This window comes from Streptomyces sp. NPDC091279 (genome assembly GCF_044757465.1).
Classification (GTDB): Bacteria; Actinomycetota; Actinomycetes; order Streptomycetales; family Streptomycetaceae; genus Streptomyces.
This window is the reverse complement of sequence record NZ_JBIVVA010000021.1, coordinates 76,035-91,882: the sequence shown is the minus strand read 5'-3', so window position 1 is coordinate 91,882 and position 15,848 is coordinate 76,035. Positions and strand designations below refer to the sequence as shown.

Below are 15,848 nucleotides of genomic sequence, written 5' to 3'. Positions count from 1 at the left end.
GCCCGGCCCTGGAGCCGTCGAGCTACCGGGCCGAGGTCCGCGCCGAGTGGTCCGCCCCCGGCACCGGTGAACCGAAGTGGCTGGTGCTCGGGACGGTCCAGTCGATCTCCCCGAAGCTGATACTGCGCTGGCTGGCCGGAGAGGCGGTGCGGGTCGCGGACCGGCTGACCCCCCGCCCGACCGGCACCCCGTGGGTGTCCCCGCTGATGCACGCCTTCCGGCTGCCCGACCCCGGCTGTTCCGGCGAACTCCGCGCCTGGGCCGCCGACACCGACGAACTGCGCGCCGCCCGCACCCACATCAAACGCGGCTACCCGCTCTACGTGACCTTCACGGACGACGACGACTGCACCTACACCCTCACGGTGTGGCCGGTGAACTCCCGTGCCCCGCACGACAGTTACACCCCCGCCCCCGCGCCCGCCCCGTTGCCGGTGTGGCATCGGGTCGGGGGGCTCGCCCACCCCCTCTACGTCCTCGCGCCGGAGGACCCATGGACGTCACCGTGACAACTCCCGCCCGCCCCAAGGCCGTTGCCCCCGTCACTCCCGCCGAAAAGACCGCCGCCCGCGACGCCGCCCGCGCCGACAGCGACACCATCATCCGGCGCTACCAGGCCCACGAACCCGTCTCCCGCATCGCCGCCGACTACCACGTCACCCCCAACTGGCTCGGCCTGCGCCTCGCCGAGTGGGGCGTGCCCCGGCGTCACCGGCACGAGGCCCACGCACTGCGCCGACCCGCCGGGCACGTCTTCCGAGGCCGCACCCGGCGCCGTTCCACCGCCGAAGTACGGGCAGCCCAGGCCCAGTTCACCGGCGACCGTGCCGACGTCACCGCCCGCTACCTCGCCGGAACCTCCATCACCACCCTCGCCCGCGAATACCAGGTCAACCCCGTCTGGATCACCGAACGCCTCGACGACTGGGACGTTCCCCGCCGGAAACGGCCCGGCCGGGACCCGGCGGGGTGACGGGGGGCGTCCTCGAACTTGCCTACGGACAGGCGGTGCGAGCATCAACTCGCTCTGTTTCCAGGGGCGATGGCATCGGTAGAGGGTCTCGCGGCTGCCCAGACCCGCCCGTTCGGCCAACTCGTCATAGCGTGTGGGATCGCTCACCCCGGCACTCCTAGGATTCACGCCCGACCGGAGCCGGAGAGTTCCCGCACGGGCGATGTGCCCTACGTGATCCCGGAACGTGCTGCCGCCCCGGCCCCAGGGGGCGGGGACGGGGGTGGCCCGAGGGGCTTCGGCTCAGCCGAGGTGGGGGGAGCCGTTCAACCTGCGGAGCATTCCGCGCAGGTGCCGAAGATCTCCACCGTATGCGCCACGTTCACATACCCGTGCTCCGCCGCGATCGCCTCCGCCCACGACTCCACCGCGGGCCCCTCCACCTCGACGGCCTTGCCGCACACCCGGCACACCAGGTGATGGTGGTGCTCACCGGTGGAGCACCGCCGGTACACCGACTCGCCGTCGGAGGTGCGCAGAACGTCGACCTCACCGGCGTCGGCGAGGTTCTGGAGGGTCCGGTACACCGTGGTGAGGCCGACCGAGTCACCTTTGTGCTTGAGCATGTCGTGGAGGTCCTGCGCACTGCGGAACTCGTCGACCTCGTCGAGCGCCGCCGCCACGGCGGCACGCTGCCGGGTGGCGCGACCCTTCACCGGCGGTCCAGCGGTCACCACGGTTGCCTCCTTCACGTCTGCGGCCTGCGGGGCCATTGTGCCAGCCCGGCCCGACCGGAGTCAGACGCCGACTTCGTCCCCGGCCGCCCGCCCGGCCGGAATCACACACTCCGTAGCTTCCCCGGCAGGGCGCGCTTCATCCGCCGCGCGGGCGCGCCGACGGGCCAGCGGCGCCGCGAGCGCGGTCAGCGCGAGGAACGCGGCGATGGCCAGCAGCACGATCGTCGCGCCGGGCGGCACGTCCCGGTAGAACGACGTGGCCGTCCCCCCGATCGTCACCGTCACGCCGATCGCGACCGCGAGGGCGAACGTCGCCGCGAAGCTCCGGGTCAGCTGCTGGGCCGCCGCGACCGGCACGACCATCAGCGCGGACACCAGAAGCAGGCCCACCACGCGCATCGCGACGGTCACCGTGACGGCCGCCGTGACCGCCGTGAGCAGGTTCAGCGCGCGTACCGGCAGGCCCGTGACCCGGGCGAACTCCTCGTCCTGGCTGACGGCGAAGAGCTGGCGGCGTAGGCCGAGGGTGACCAGCACCACGAAGCCGGCCAGCAGACAGATCGCCGTCACATCGGAGGGCGACACCGTCGACAGCGAGCCGAACAGGTACGACATCAGGTTGGCGTTGGAACCGCCCGGCGCGAGGCTGATGAGCATCACACCGCCGGCCATACCGCCGTAGAAGAGCATGGAGAGGGCGATGTCGCCACGGGTGCGGCCGTACCAGCGGATCAGCTCCATGAGGACCGCGCCGAGCACGGAGACGACGGTGGCCATCCACACCGGCGAACTGTTCAGCAGGAAGCCGAGGCCGACGCCGGTCATCGCGACATGGCCGATGCCGTCGCCCAGCAGGGCCTGGCGGCGCTGGACGAGGTAGATGCCGATGGCGGGCGCGGTGATGCCGACCAGGACGGCGGCGAGCAGCGCCCGCTGCATGAAGGCGTAGTCGAGGATGTCCATCAGCTCAGCAGTCCCGTACGGATCGGTCCGGCGCCCGTGGGGGCGTGCGGGTGGACGTGGTCGAGCGAAGCCGAGACCGGGGGAGTGCCGGCCGGGGTGCGCGGGGGTGGGCCGTCGTGCAGGACGCGGCCGTCGCGCAGGACGACCGCCCGGTCGATGAGGGGTTCGAGCGGGCCCAGCTCGTGCAGGACGAGCAGGACGGTGGCGCCGGCGGCGACCTGCTCGCGCAGGGTGGCGGCCAGTACCTCCTGGCTGGCGAGGTCGACACCCGCCATCGGCTCGTCCATGATCAGCAGCTCGGGTTCGGCCGCCAACGCGCGGGCTATCAGCACTCGTTGATGCTGGCCGCCGGAGAGGGCGTCCACGGAGTCCTTGGCGCGGTCGGCCATGCCGACGTGCTCCAGGGCGCGCCGCACGGCCGCGTGGTCGGCCTTGCGCAGCACGCCGAAACGGGCCCGGGACAGCCGTCCGGAGGAGACGATCTCGGTGACGGTGGCGGGCACCCCGCCGGCCGCCGTGGTGCGCTGCGGCACATAGCCGACCCGCGCCCACTGCCGGAACCGCGCGCGGGGCGTGCCGAACAGCTCGATCGCGCCCGCGCCGACCGGCACCTGGCCGATGATCGCGCGGATCGCGGTGGACTTGCCCGAGCCGTTGGCGCCGAGCAGCGCGACGACCTCGCCGCGCCGCACGGTGAGGTCGATGCCGCGCAGGACGGGGCGTGAGCCCAGCTCGGCATCGACACCGCGCAGTGATATGACGGGCTCGCCCATGTCGTCCTCCGTGTCGGTCACTTGCTGCCCAGAGCCGTGCGCAGGGCCTTGAGGTTGGCTTCCTGGACGGCGAAGTAGTCGGTGCCCCGGGACTTCTTGGTGATGCCCTCGATCGGGTCCAGGACGTCGGTCTTCAGGCCCGCGTCCCCGGCGATGGTCTTCGCGGTCTTGTCGCTGACGAGGGTCTCGTAGAACACCGTGGAGACGCCGTCGGCCTTCGCCATCGTCTCAAGTTCCTTGACGCGGGCGGCACTCGGCTCCGACTCGGGGTCGAGGCCGTTGATGGCCTCCTCGGTGAGGCCGTAGCGCTCGGCGAGGTAGCCGAAGGCGGCGTGCGTGGTGATGAACACCTTGGTCCTGGTGTCCGCGAGCCCCTCCTTGAACTGGGTGTTCAACGCGCCGAGCCTCTTGACCAGGGCGGCGGTGTTCTTCTTGTAGTCGGCCGCGTGGTCCGGGTCGGCCTTCTCGAAGGCCTTGCCGACGCCCGCGGCGACCTGCGCGTAGCGCACCGGGTCGAGCCAGATGTGCGGGTCGAGACCGGTGGACTCGGTGTTCTTCGAGGTGTCGTGGGTGGCCGCGTGACCGCCGACCTCGTTGCCGTGCTCCTCCATCGACGTCAGGGAGGCCGCGTCGATCTTCGTCCTGACCCCGGACTGGCTCACGGCGGTGTCGACGGAGGGCTGGAGGTTCTTGAGGTAGAGCACCGCGTCGGACTTCTCGATGTCGACGATCTGCTTGGCGCTGATCTCCAGGTCGTGCGGTTCCTGACCCGGGGTGGTGAGGCTGGTGACGTGGACATGGGAGCCGCCGATCTGCTCGGCGAGGAACGCCATCGGGTAGAACGACGCGACGACGTCGAACTTCCCCGCGGCGCCGTCGGCCGCCGTGCTGGTCGAGCAGGCGGAGAGGGTGGCGAGCGCGAGGGCGGTGGCCGCGGTCGTCGCCAGCACGGGTATCACGGGTACCACGGGTATCAGGGGGCGACGTCGTCGTTCGTTCATGACAGTCATTTTCAACAAATCTGGAAACGATTGTCAACAAGCCCGCTGAGCTGGCCGAAGACCGAACCGATTTGATTGAGGGGGAGGCCCCGCCGGTAACCTGAAGCATTCGCTCTGAAGCAACTCGCTTCGTCGCCCGTCGTCGTAATGAAGAGAGCACCGTGGCCGCCGACAAGATCGACACCATCGTCAGCCTGAGCAAGCGCCGTGGCTTCGTATTCCCCTGTAGTGAGATCTACGGAGGCCAGAAGGCCGCCTGGGACTACGGACCCCTTGGTGTCGAGCTGAAGGAGAACCTGAAGCGCCAGTGGTGGCGTTACATGGTGACGTCGCGCGAGGACGTGGTCGGCATCGACTCGTCCGTCATCCTGGCCCCCGAGGTGTGGGTCGCCTCCGGCCATGTCGCCACGTTCTCGGACCCGTTGACCGAGTGCACCGCCTGTCACAAGCGGTTCCGCGCTGACCACCTGGAGGAGGCCTACGAGGCCAAGCACAAGCGCCTCCCGGAGAACGGCCTGGCCGACGTCAACTGCCCCAACTGCGGCAACAAGGGCCAGTTCACCGAGCCCAAGCAGTTCTCCGGCCTGCTCTCCACGCACCTCGGTCCCACCCAGGACACCGGCTCGGTCGCCTATCTGCGCCCCGAGACCGCGCAGGGCATCTTCACCAACTTCGCCCAGGTGCAGACCACTTCGCGCCGCAAGCCGCCGTTCGGCATCGCGCAGATGGGCAAGTCCTTCCGCAACGAGATCACGCCCGGCAACTTCATCTTCCGCACCCGCGAGTTCGAGCAGATGGAGATGGAGTTCTTCGTCAAGCCGGGCGAGGACGAGAAGTGGCAGGAGTACTGGATGGAGCAGCGCTGGAACTGGTACACCGGCCTGGGCATGCGCGAGGAGAACATGCGGTGGTACGACCACCCCAAGGAGAAGCTCTCCCACTACTCCAAGCGCACCGCCGACATCGAGTACCGCTTCCAGTTCGGCGGCAACGAGTGGGGTGAGCTGGAGGGCGTCGCCAACCGCACCGACTACGACCTCGGCGCCCACGCCAAGGCCTCCGGCCAGGACCTCTCCTACTTCGACCAGGAGGCCCAGGAGCGCTGGACGCCGTACGTCATCGAGCCGGCCGCCGGTGTCGGCCGCGCGATGCTGGCGTTCCTCCTGGACGCCTACGTCGAGGACGAGGCGCCCAACGCCAAGGGCAAGCTGGAGAAGCGCACGGTGCTGCGCCTCGACCACCGGCTCGCCCCGGTCAAGGTCGCGGTGCTGCCGCTCTCCCGCAACCCCGAGCTGTCCCCGAAGGCCAAGGGTCTCGCCCAGGCCCTGCGGCAGAACTGGAACATCGAGTTCGACGACGCCGGCGCCATCGGCCGCCGTTACCGCCGCCAGGACGAGATCGGCACCCCGTACTGCGTCACCGTCGACTTCGACACCCTTGAGGACAACGCCGTCACGGTGCGTGAGCGCGACACCATGAAGCAGGAGCGCATCTCGCTGGACCAGATCGAGGGCTACCTCGCCAGCCGCCTGATCGGCAGCTGATCCCCGGCCCCAGCGGCCACCCGCACCAGAACGCCCGCCCCTCACCGACTCCGGTCGGCGGGGGGCGGGCGTTTTTGCTGCCCTGGGGCTGGGGCTGGGGGGGGGCGAGGGCTGGGGCTGGGGCGAGGGCTGGAGGTCAGGGGGGTTGGGGGTCAGGGGAGGGTTGGAAGGTTGGAAGATGGGGTGACAGATATTGAAATCTGTCAGTCGTCATGCGAAGGTGGAGGCATGACCCATCACCCGCAGACACAGACGGCCGCGCAGACGCACCCGACGTCCCCGGCCACCCCCACTCCCACCCGCCGCCTCGGTGCCACCGGGCCCGAGGTCGGTGCCCTCGGCCTCGGCTGTATGGGCATGTCCCCGGCGTACGGCGCCGCAGGTGACCGTGCCGAGTCGATCGCCACCCTCCACGCCGCCCTGGAAGCGGGCGTCACCCTCCTCGACACCGGCGACTTCTACGGCATGGGCCACAACGAGCTGCTGATCGGTGAGGCCCTGCGCACCGCCCCCGCCGCCCGCCGCGAACAGGCCCTGCTCAGCGTGAAGTTCGGCAGCATGCGCGGCCCGGACGGCGCCTTCTCGGGCCAGGACGGCCGCCCGGCCGCCGTCAAGAACTTCGCCGCCTACTCCCTCCAGCGCCTCGGCGTCGACCACATCGACGTCTACCGCATCTCCCGCCTCGACCCGCAGGTCCCGATCGAGGAGACGGTCGGCGCCGTCGCGGAACTCGTCGAGCAGGGCTACGTCCGGCACATCGGCCTCAGCGAGGTCGGCGCCGGGACGATCAGGCGGGCCGCCGCCACCGCGCCCATCGCGGACCTGCAATTCGAGTACTCGCTGCTCTCGCGCTCCATCGAGGCCGAGATCCTGCCCACCGTCCGGGAGTTGGGCATCGCCGTCACGGCCTACGGTGTCCTCGCCCACGGTCTGATCTCCGACCACTTCGGCCCCGGCCGCACCCTGACGCCGGACGACTTCCGCGCCCACACGCCCCGTTTCCAGGGCGACAACCTGCGGCGCAACCTCGACCTCGCGGGCGCCCTGCGCGCCATCGCCGCCGACAAGGGCATCACCCTCGCCCAGACCGCCATCGCCTGGGCCCTCTCGCGCGGCGCGGACATCGTGCCGGTGATCGGCGCCCGCACCCGCGAGCGACTCACCGAGTCGCTGGGCGCGCTGGACGTCACCCTGGACGCGGCCGACCTCGCGGCGATCGAGGCGGCGATCCCCGAGGGCGCGGCCGCCGGTGACCGTTATCCGACGGCCATGATGGCCGACCTGGAACGCTGACCACGCCGGGTACGGTTTTGGGCATGGCCCCGAGTTCTCCGCCCCTGACCGCCGAGCGCATCCTCGAAGCGACCGAGGAGGTGTTGCGCCGCCATGGCCCCGCCAAGGCCACCGTGGTCGACGTGGCCCGTGCGCTCGGTGTCAGCCACGGCAGCGTGTACCGCCACTTCCGCACCAAGGCGGCGCTGCGGCAGGCGGTGACCCGGCGCTGGCTGGACCCGACGGAGCGGTTGCTCGCCGGGATCGTGGCGCGCGGCGGTGATCCGGAGGCGCGACTGCGGGAGTGGTTCGTCACCCTCTTCGAGGTCAAGCGCGACAAGGCGGGCGCCGATCCCGAACTCTTCGCCACCTACATGGAGTTGACCGACGCCGACGACGCCGTCAGCGCCCATCTCGCCGAACTCAATGGCCAGCTCACGGACGTTGTCCGCGCCGGGGTCGAGGCGGGCGTCTTCGTCACCGGGGACCCGGCCGGTACCGCCCACGTCCTCTTCCTGGCCACCGGCGCCTTCCATGACCCGGGCCATGTGCGGGAGTGGGCGAACCCGGGAGTACGGGCCGAGTTGGACGCGGTACTGGATCTGCTGCTGAGGGGCCTACGGGCCTGACCGACTCCTGGAGAGGCGGGAGGAGTTCGGGCAGCGCTGCGGACAACTCCCGTATGCGGCAAGGGGGGGCGGCAGTCGCGAGCCTCCCTGCCGGGTGGCCGTCGACGGTCGCGGCGGCCGGGGTCGGCGGGGCAACTGGCCAGCACCTCAAGGCCGTTGAAGAGGCGAAGGGGCGAAGAGGCGAAGAGGCGTTGGCTCGGCTCAGCCGCTTGTGGTCAGGACCATGCGGAAGCGGGCGTCTCCGGCGAGCATCTTGGCGTAGGCGGCGGGGGCCTCGTCGAGGGGGACCTCCTCGATCATCGCGCGTACCCCGGACAGGGCCGCGAAACGCAAGGTCTCCTCGACCTCGCGGGAGGTGCCCGAGGCGTGGCCCTGCACCTTCTTCTGCCCCGAGATGAGCTGGTAGGGGCTCACCTCGATCTTCTCCGGAGAGGCGCCGACGACGACCAACTCGCCCCGGGCGCGCAGTCCGTCGATGGCCGCCGTCATCGCACTCGGCACGGTGACGGTGGCCAGCACCACCTTGGCGCCGCCCAGCGCCCGGAGTGCCTGGGCGACGTCACCCGCGGTGCTGTCGATGTAGTGGTGGGCGCCCAACTCCTTGGCCAGGGGCGCCTTTTCGGAGCCCCGGGCGACGGCCACGGTCTCGAAGCCCATCGCCCGCGCGAACTGCACCCCGAGGTGCCCGAGGCCGCCGAGCCCCAGGATCGCGACCAGGTCGCCGGGGAGCGCGGAGCTGCGGCGCAGGGCGTTGAACACGGTCACCCCGGCGCAGCCCATCGGCGCGGCCTCCGCCGCCGTCAGGGTGTCGGGGATGCGGGCCAGCGCGCTGACCGGGACCACCAGGGCCTCGGCGTAGCCGCCGGGGTAGGCGACGCCGGGGACCTGGCCGTTGGCGCAGTTGATCGCGTCGCCCTCACGGCATGCCAGGCAGTGGCCGCAGTTGCCGCCGAACCAGCCCACCGCCACCCGGTCGCCCACGGACCAGTCGGCCACGCCCTCGCCGACGGCGCTGATCCGCCCGGCGACCTCGTGCCCGGGCGTGAGCGGGAACGGGCCGTCGCCCATGTCGCCGCGCACGATGTTGTGGTCGGTGTGGCACACCCCGCACGCCTCGACCGCGATACGGACCTGGCCGGGGCCCGGCTGCGGCACGGGCAGGTCCACCACGCTCAGCGAACCGTTGATCTCCGGGATGCGGACGGCCTTCATCGTGGCACTCATGACGTCTCCTCGACTCTGCTTCCTGGGCTGCGGCGCGGACGGCGCCGAGGGCGGCACCGCTCTCCCGCCAGCCTCGGCCCCCCACGCCGCGAACGCGAGCGGAAGAGCGAACCGAACACGCCGGGCATCCCGCGCTGCGAGGGCACCAGGGCGCAGCCGCTCGCGGTGACGACCGTGACCAGCGGATACAGCTCCGCGACCCGCCTCAGACGGTCCTCTGCGTCGGCCGGCGCGCCCCGGGTCCTCCTCGACGCCCACGTGGGAGAGCAGCAGCACCGCCAGCGCGTCGCGCGGCTCCCGGGCGACGGCCGCGTCCGCGTCGGTGACCCGCAGCTCCTCACCGCCCCGAGTCCGGCCGCCTCGGCCCACAGCCGCAGCGCCCGCGCGTCGCCCAGGCGCTCGGGATCGCCGTTGCCGGTCGGCCGGGTGTTGACGAACCCCAGCACCAGCTCCGTCGCCGGCTTGTCCGAGGTCTCTCTCCTCACACCCCCGCCACCCCCCAGAACTCCCGCATCAGACCCGTAGGGGTCGGGCCGGTCATGGCCACCTGGGTGAGCAGGATCGTGACCAGACCGGTCGACGGGACGAGATGGGCCGCCGTGCCGGAACCGCCGGTCCAGCCGTAGCGGCCGGGGATGTTCCAGGGCGCGACCCGGACGACGTCGACCTGACCGCCGTAGCCCCAGCCCTGCCCCTCCAGGAACAGGGTGGAGGCGTCGCGTTCGGCGGCGGTGAGGTGGTCGGTGGTCATGCGGGTCACCGACTCGGGGGACAGCACGCGGCGGCCGTCCGGGGCCCCGCCGCCGTTCAGGAGCATCCGGGCGAACGACAGCCAGTCCGCCGCCGTCGAGACGAGGCCGCCCGCGCCCGAGGCGAAGACCGGAGCCCGGCCGAAACCGCCGTCCGGGGTGTCCAGGAGCCGCAGGCCGCCCTGCGCGTCCGGCGCGTAGGAGCTGGGGAACCGGTCCCGTTTCGCGACCGGCACCTCGAAGGCCGTGTCCGTCATGCCCAGCGGCTCGAAGATCCGTTCGGCCAGGAAGTCGGGGAGGCTCCGGCCCGAGGCGCGGGCCACCAGGACGCCCTGGAGGTCGGAGCCGGTGTTGTAGAGCCACGCCGAGCCCGGCTGCCGCAGCAACGGCACCTCGGCGAGGCGGGCCAGCCAGGCGTCCGCGTCGGGCATGGCGTAGGGGGCGAGGCCGTTGGCGTGGACATGGAACAGGGCCTGGACAGCGGGGAGTCGGAAGTCCGCCGGGAAGCCCCAGCCGACCCGGAACGTCAGCAGGTCCTCGACGGTGATCGGGCGCTCGGCCGGGACGACGTCGTCGACGGGGCTGTCCGGGGTGCGGACCACGACCGGCGCCGCCAGCTCCGGCAGCCACCGGGACACCGGCGCGTCCAGGGCGACACGGCCGTCCTCCACCAGCGCCAGGACCGCCGCCGCCGTGATCGGTTTGGTCAGCGAGGCGATCCGGAAAATCGTGTCCGGGGTCATCGGGGCGGTGCCCTCGACGTCCATCGAGCCGACGGCCACCACCTCGGACTCCGCACCCCGGGCGACCAGGCCGACCGCGCCGGGCACAGCGCCGTTGTCGACATGTCGTTGCAGCGTGGTGCGCAGGGGAGTGGGCTGAGTGGTCATGGCGGCCTCCGGGGGAGCAGGGCGTGTCACTCATACGACTCCCCGGCGCCCCGTAAGTCATCGCGTGCCCCGCCGCCCCCTCACTCCGGTGCCGACGGGTCCACCGTCGCCTGATGCTCCCGCGCCAGATGTTCCTCTGCCTTCAGCCAGGGCAGGAACTGCGCCCCCTTCTGCCAGCCGCAGGTGTCGCAGTGGATCGTGCGCTGCGGGCCGTGGCGCCGGACCTGGACGACGTGCTGTTGCCCGTGCTGGTCCCAGCGGCTCACCTTGCTCGTGCTGATGTCCGTCATATGGATCGCCTCCGGCCAGGAGTGTGCGGCACGAACGGCACCAACGGGGAGGTGCGCACGGCCCGTTGGGCAATCCGCCGGTGGCCGCCCGGGGAATGTCGTCGACGTGAACGTGCCCGGTCACCTCCCGCCGATGCCTCCGACGCTCGCCGCCTCGCGCACCTCGGGCGACTCCAGGCGCCTGGCCGTCCGCTCCGCCGTGCCGCGCGCCCAGCGCCCGCTGGTCAGGGCGCCGAGGACCAGCACCAGCACACCGCAGCCGGTCAGAATCCACCAGCCCGGATTCGCCGCCGCGACGAACGTGTCCCTGTACGACGACGCGCCCACGCCCGACGCGAGGATCGCGCCGACCACCGCGACGCCCAGCGTCTGCCCGAGTTGGCGGCTGGTGGAGGCGACGGCCGCCGCGACGCCCGCCTGGGTCCTCGGCATCCCGGACACGGCCGTGTTGGTGATCGGCGCGTTCACGAACCCGAAGCCGATGCCGAACAGGGCGTAGCCCAGCATGAGCAGCACGTCGTTCGTCTCCGCGTCGAACGCGGCGAACAGCAGCGCGCTTGCCGTCATCGCCGTTCCCGCGATCAGCAACGACGGCCGGGGCCCCCGGCTGCCGACCAGCCGTCCGGAGACGGGCGCGAACAGGAACGTCGGCACCGCCAGCGGCAGCATCCACAGCCCGGCGTGCAGGGCGTCCAGGCCCCGGACGTTCTGGAGGTACAGCGTCGACAGGAACAGGAAGCCGCCGAGCCCGGCGAACGCCGCGATCGCGATCACCGTCGCCCCGCTGAACGGCACCGAGCGGAAGAACCGCAGGTCGATGAGGGGTTCGTCGCGCCGGGGCTCGTACCACAGGAGGGCGATCAGGGCCGCCAACGCGACGGTCCCGAAGGGCAGCACCGTGGTCAGGCCCTTGTCCGGCGCCTCGATGATCGCGTACGTCAGCGAACCGAACAGGGCGATCACCAGGGCCTGGCCGACCGGGTCGGGGCGGCGGGCCCTGGGGGCGCGGGACTCGGGGACGTGGCGCAGGGTCAGCAGCAGGGCCGCGAGGGCGACCGGGAGGTTGATCCAGAAGATCGAGCGCCAGCCGACCGAGTCCACCAGCAACCCGCCGACCAGCGGACCCGCCGCCATGGATATGCCGACGACCGCGCCCCACACACCGATCGCCCGGGCCCGTTCGCGCGGGTCGGTGAAGGTGTTGGTGATGATCGACATGGCGACCGGGTTGAGCATCGAACCGCCGACCGCCTGGATCATGCGGAACGCGATCAACGCGTCGAGATTCGGCGCCAGCGAGCACAGCAGCGAGCCGACGCCGAACACCACGAGTCCGGCCAGGAAGACCCGTTTGCGGCCGATCCGGTCGGCGGTGGAGCCCGCGAGCATCAGCAACGAGGCGAGAACGAGGGTGTAGGCGTCGATCGTCCACTGGAGCCCGGAGGTGCTCGCGTGGAGTTCTCTCTGCATCGAGGGGAGGGCGACGTTCAGGACGGTGACGTCGAGGCTGACGATCAGGAGGCTCATGCAGCAGATGGCGAGAACCAGCATGCGGCGGCGCGCGGTGAGCTCGGGCATGCCGATAATCGTACGCTGTCGTTCAATAGTGTGTCTAACTAATTACCCCTACACGGAGATGGCCGTGCGGGGCGGCGCCGATATCCGGCCCGGGACCGGGGGAGGTGGCCGGTGCGCGACAATGGGGCCATGTCCGAGTCCGTGCCCTCAGCCGCCGCCCCCTTGCAGATCGGCCCGCACACCGTGGTGCCGCCCGTCGTCCTGGCCCCGATGGCCGGGATCACCAACGCCCCTTTCCGCACGTTGTGCAGGGAGTTCAGCGGCGGCAAGGGCCTGTTCGTCAGCGAGATGATCACGACCAGGGCGCTGGTCGAGCGCAACGAGAAGACGATGCAGCTGATCCACTTCGACGCGACCGAGAAGCCGCGCTCGATCCAGCTGTACGGCGTCGACCCGGCCACCGTCGGCAAGGCCGTCCGCATGATCGCGGAGGAGGGCCTCGCCGACCACATCGACCTGAACTTCGGCTGCCCCGTCCCCAAGGTGACCCGTAAGGGCGGCGGCTCCGCCCTCCCCTACAAGCGGCCCCTGCTGCGCGCGATCCTGCGCGAGGCGGTGACCGGCGCGGGCGACCTGCCGGTCACCATGAAAATGCGCAAGGGCATCAACGACGACCACCTCACCTACCTCGACGCGGGCCGCATCGCCGTCGAGGAGGGCGTCACCGCCATCGCCCTGCACGGCCGCACCGCCGCCCAGCACTACGGCGGCACTGCCGACTGGGAGGCCATCGCCCGCCTCAAGGAACACGTCCCGGAGATCCCGGTGCTCGGCAACGGCGACATCTGGTCGGCCGACGACGCGCTGCGGATGGTCCGCGAGACCGGCTGCGACGGCGTCGTCGTCGGCCGGGGCTGCCTGGGCCGCCCGTGGCTCTTCGCGGACCTGGTCGCCGCGTTCGAGGGGCGCCCCGAGGCCGTCGCCCGGCCGTCGCTGCGGGAGGTCGCCGACGTGATGGTCCGGCACGCCACGCTGCTCGGCGAGTGGATCGGCGACGAGTCGCGGGGCGTCATCGACTTCCGCAAGCACGTCGCCTGGTACCTCAAGGGCTTCGCGGTCGGCTCGGAGATGCGCAAGCGGCTCGCCATCACCTCGTCCCTGGCCGAACTCCGTTCAGGGCTCGACGAGTTGGACCTCGACCAGTCCTGGCCGACCGGCGCCGACGGTCCGCGCGGCCGCACGTCGGGCAACAACAGGGTGGTCCTGCCGGACGGTTGGCTGAAGGACCCGTACGACTGCGCGGGCGTGACGGAGGACGCGGAACTGGACACGTCGGGGGGCTGAGGGGGATCAGTCCGGGGGCCGGGGTGCTTCAGCCCGTCCTGAACTCACCCCGTCCTGGGGTCATCCCTTCTTGGGGTGGGGAGTCGATCCGTAGGCGGTCAGGAAGCGGTCGCGGAAGGCGCTCATGTTCCACACCGGTGCGTCGTGGGCGGGCCGCAGTCCGTCCGTCCATCCCCAACTCGCCACCTTCTCAAGAACCTTGGGGTCCTTGGCGACGATCGAGATCGGGACGTCACGGCTGGCGTGCTCGCCGCTGACCCGGGCGATCGGCTGATGGTCGCCGAGGAAGACGAGAACGGTGTCGTCGGTGCCGTAGCGCTGGAGCCACTCCGTCAGCGCGGTCACCGAGTACTGGATCGACCTGCCGTACTCCGCACGGGACCTGGACGGGCTGGTGATGATGTCCGAGGCCTTCTTGCCGGACTTCTCCACGGCGTCGAAGACCGAGCCGTCGCCCACCCGGTCCCAGTCGACCATCGTCGGGATCGGCGCCCACGGCTGGTGACTTGAGGTGAGGATGACCTCCGACATCAGCGGCTTCGTGCGCTTCTTGCCGTGCTCCAGCCGCTGGAACGCCTCCAGGGCGTACTGGTCCGGCATCGTCGACCAGCTGAACTTCGGTCCCTTGTACCCGAGTTGGAAGGCGTTGCGGACGCTGTCCAGGCCGTAGAACCTCTGCTCGGGCCACGCCTTCTGCACACCCGGCATGATCCCGACGGTGTCCCAGGCACCCGTCTTCTGGAACGCCTTGGTCAGACTCAGATGGTCGCTCGCCATCGCCGTCCGGTACCGCTGCTGGTTGTCGATCCACAGCCCCGACAACGTCGTCGAGTGGCCGAGCCAACTGCTGCCGCCGTACGTCGCCGACGTCAGCCAGCCGCTCTTCGCGTGGAAGCCGGACTTGGCCAGGGCCTTGGTGCGGGCGTCCAGCGTCCTGTCGACGCCGGGGGCCATGATCGGGTCCTCGATCGCGCTGCGCCCGTAGCTCTCGATGAACGTGAACACCATGTCCTTGCCCCGCAGATCGGGCACCAACTGGTCGGCCGGGGTGTTCCCGAACGCGTCGACCTTGGCGATCTTCCGGAAGTCCGCCTCGTCGCGCAGGGTGTCCCGCACGCCCCGGGTCTGGATCGCCAGCGCCGACGCGGCCCGGTCGGCGGCGATCGGCACGCCGGAGATCTGGAGGCTCAACGCCGAGCACAGCACCCAGACGACGGTGGCGCCCAGCGTGCCCCGGGTCGCGGCACGCCGGTGCCGGGCGAGGAGGTGCGCGAGGTGGACGACGGCCAGGGCCATCACGCCGAGCAGGGCGGCGATCAGGGCGGCGGCGGCGAGGGTCGCGCCGATGGCCACCGGCTTGCCCATCGCGTCCGCGACGTACGCCTGGGCGTCGGGCAGCAGGCCCCAGTCCAGCACCGGGTTGAACGGCCGCCCCAGATACTCCGTGAACCCCATGTCCAGCAGGTTCAGCACGGTCAGGGTGCCGAGGACCAGCCCGCCCGCCGCCCCGGCCACGATCCGGCCCCGGCGCGGCAACGCCAGTACCAGCGCGGCTCCGACGATCGCCTCCACCGGCAGCCTGCTGAACCGGTCCGGCTGCAACGCGCCGCCCGTGTCCGGCAGCAGGAGCGCGGCCAGCACGAGGGTGGCGGCGAGCGTGCTGAGCGCCCACTTGACGCCGAGTCGCCAAGCCGGCGCGTGGGGGGCGGGTTGCTGGCGAATGCGCGTGGACTCAGGCACCCGTTGGTCCTTCCGTACGTGCGACAAACGGGCCCGAGCCCGTCCGCCCACACGTACGCGACCCCACCCGGGGCCGTTCAGAAACCCGACCTAAACACCGAGCAAATCCCTGAAGGGGCCTCGGGCGCGGGTACGTGGGGGCTGGCCGCGCAGTTCCCCGCGCCCCTGGGGGGTGTGCGGCCACCTTGGCCGGGTGGCTGGCCGGGGGGCCCTGGACGGTTT

General features: G+C 71.3%; 15 protein-coding genes. 6 read left to right on the top strand and 9 right to left on the bottom strand.

The window, feature by feature from the left end; all coding sequences use genetic code 11:
- The coding region (locus ACIQOU_RS35600; RefSeq protein WP_401544347.1) for a hypothetical protein at positions 1-509 on the top strand (509 nt) is incomplete at its 5' end.
- Positions 494-973, top strand: coding sequence for a hypothetical protein (locus tag ACIQOU_RS35595; RefSeq protein WP_401544344.1), 480 nt, complete (start codon positions 494-496; stop codon positions 971-973). The genes ACIQOU_RS35600 and ACIQOU_RS35595, both read left to right, overlap by 16 nt.
- A 305-nt stretch (positions 974-1,278) precedes the next feature.
- Here the strand turns inward: ACIQOU_RS35595 and ACIQOU_RS35590 are convergent, their stop codons facing one another.
- Genes ACIQOU_RS35590 through ACIQOU_RS35575 form a run of 4 tightly spaced genes read right to left on the bottom strand, consistent with a single transcriptional unit; the run spans position 1,279 to position 4,426 of the window.
- Positions 1,279-1,689: a Fur family transcriptional regulator gene (locus ACIQOU_RS35590; RefSeq protein WP_401544342.1), complete on the bottom strand. Its 411-nt coding sequence runs from the start codon at positions 1,687-1,689 to the stop codon at positions 1,279-1,281.
- A gap of 60 nt (positions 1,690-1,749) precedes the next feature.
- On the bottom strand, positions 1,750-2,652 hold the full coding sequence (locus tag ACIQOU_RS35585) for a metal ABC transporter permease (RefSeq protein ID WP_401544339.1): 903 nt from the start codon (positions 2,650-2,652) through the stop codon (positions 1,750-1,752).
- A complete protein-coding gene (locus tag ACIQOU_RS35580; RefSeq protein WP_401544336.1) occupies positions 2,652-3,425 on the bottom strand; it encodes a metal ABC transporter ATP-binding protein in 774 nt (257 codons plus the stop codon). The genes ACIQOU_RS35585 and ACIQOU_RS35580 overlap by 1 nt, the downstream gene beginning before the upstream one ends.
- Before the next feature lie 17 nt (positions 3,426-3,442).
- Positions 3,443-4,426: a metal ABC transporter substrate-binding protein gene (locus ACIQOU_RS35575; protein ID WP_401544334.1), complete on the bottom strand. Its 984-nt coding sequence runs from the start codon at positions 4,424-4,426 to the stop codon at positions 3,443-3,445.
- A gap of 161 nt (positions 4,427-4,587) precedes the next feature.
- Here ACIQOU_RS35575 and ACIQOU_RS35570 point away from each other — a divergent pair, with 161 nt between their 5' ends.
- From ACIQOU_RS35570 to ACIQOU_RS35560, 3 genes are all read left to right on the top strand, one after another.
- On the top strand, positions 4,588-5,970 hold the full coding sequence (locus tag ACIQOU_RS35570; protein WP_401544331.1) for a glycine--tRNA ligase: 1,383 nt from the start codon (positions 4,588-4,590) through the stop codon (positions 5,968-5,970).
- Positions 5,971-6,198: 228 nt separating this feature from the next.
- A complete protein-coding gene (locus tag ACIQOU_RS35565; protein WP_401544328.1) occupies positions 6,199-7,263 on the top strand; it encodes an aldo/keto reductase in 1,065 nt (354 codons plus the stop codon).
- A 23-nt stretch (positions 7,264-7,286) separates the two neighbouring features.
- Complete coding sequence (locus ACIQOU_RS35560) at positions 7,287-7,871, top strand: TetR family transcriptional regulator (RefSeq protein WP_401544326.1); 585 nt, start codon at positions 7,287-7,289, stop codon at positions 7,869-7,871.
- A gap of 201 nt (positions 7,872-8,072) precedes the next feature.
- Here ACIQOU_RS35560 and ACIQOU_RS35555 read toward each other — a convergent pair whose 3' ends face one another.
- The 4 genes from ACIQOU_RS35555 to ACIQOU_RS35540 form a co-directional block, all read right to left on the bottom strand.
- Positions 8,073-9,095 carry an alcohol dehydrogenase gene (locus tag ACIQOU_RS35555; protein WP_401544323.1) on the bottom strand — a complete coding sequence of 341 codons (1,023 nt, stop codon included), beginning with the start codon at positions 9,093-9,095 and terminating at the stop codon, positions 8,073-8,075.
- A 481-nt stretch (positions 9,096-9,576) separates the two neighbouring features.
- Entirely contained in the window at positions 9,577-10,734 is a 1,158-nt protein-coding gene (locus ACIQOU_RS35550; RefSeq protein ID WP_401544321.1) for a serine hydrolase domain-containing protein, read from the bottom strand.
- A gap of 80 nt (positions 10,735-10,814) precedes the next feature.
- On the bottom strand, positions 10,815-11,024 hold the full coding sequence (locus ACIQOU_RS35545; RefSeq protein WP_401544318.1) for a hypothetical protein: 210 nt from the start codon (positions 11,022-11,024) through the stop codon (positions 10,815-10,817).
- Between the two features lie 120 nt (positions 11,025-11,144).
- Positions 11,145-12,602: an MFS transporter gene (locus tag ACIQOU_RS35540; protein ID WP_401544315.1), complete on the bottom strand. Its 1,458-nt coding sequence runs from the start codon at positions 12,600-12,602 to the stop codon at positions 11,145-11,147.
- 129 nt (positions 12,603-12,731) lie between these two features.
- Here ACIQOU_RS35540 and dusB point away from each other — a divergent pair, with 129 nt between their 5' ends.
- The gene (dusB, locus tag ACIQOU_RS35535) at positions 12,732-13,886 is read left to right on the top strand and encodes a tRNA dihydrouridine synthase DusB (protein ID WP_401544313.1); all 1,155 of its coding nucleotides are present in this window, start codon (positions 12,732-12,734) and stop codon (positions 13,884-13,886) included.
- A 60-nt stretch (positions 13,887-13,946) separates the two neighbouring features.
- Here the strand turns inward: dusB and ACIQOU_RS35530 are convergent, their stop codons facing one another.
- On the bottom strand, positions 13,947-15,626 hold the full coding sequence (locus ACIQOU_RS35530) for a CDP-alcohol phosphatidyltransferase (protein ID WP_401544311.1): 1,680 nt from the start codon (positions 15,624-15,626) through the stop codon (positions 13,947-13,949).
- Between the last annotated feature and the right edge of the window lie 222 nt (positions 15,627-15,848).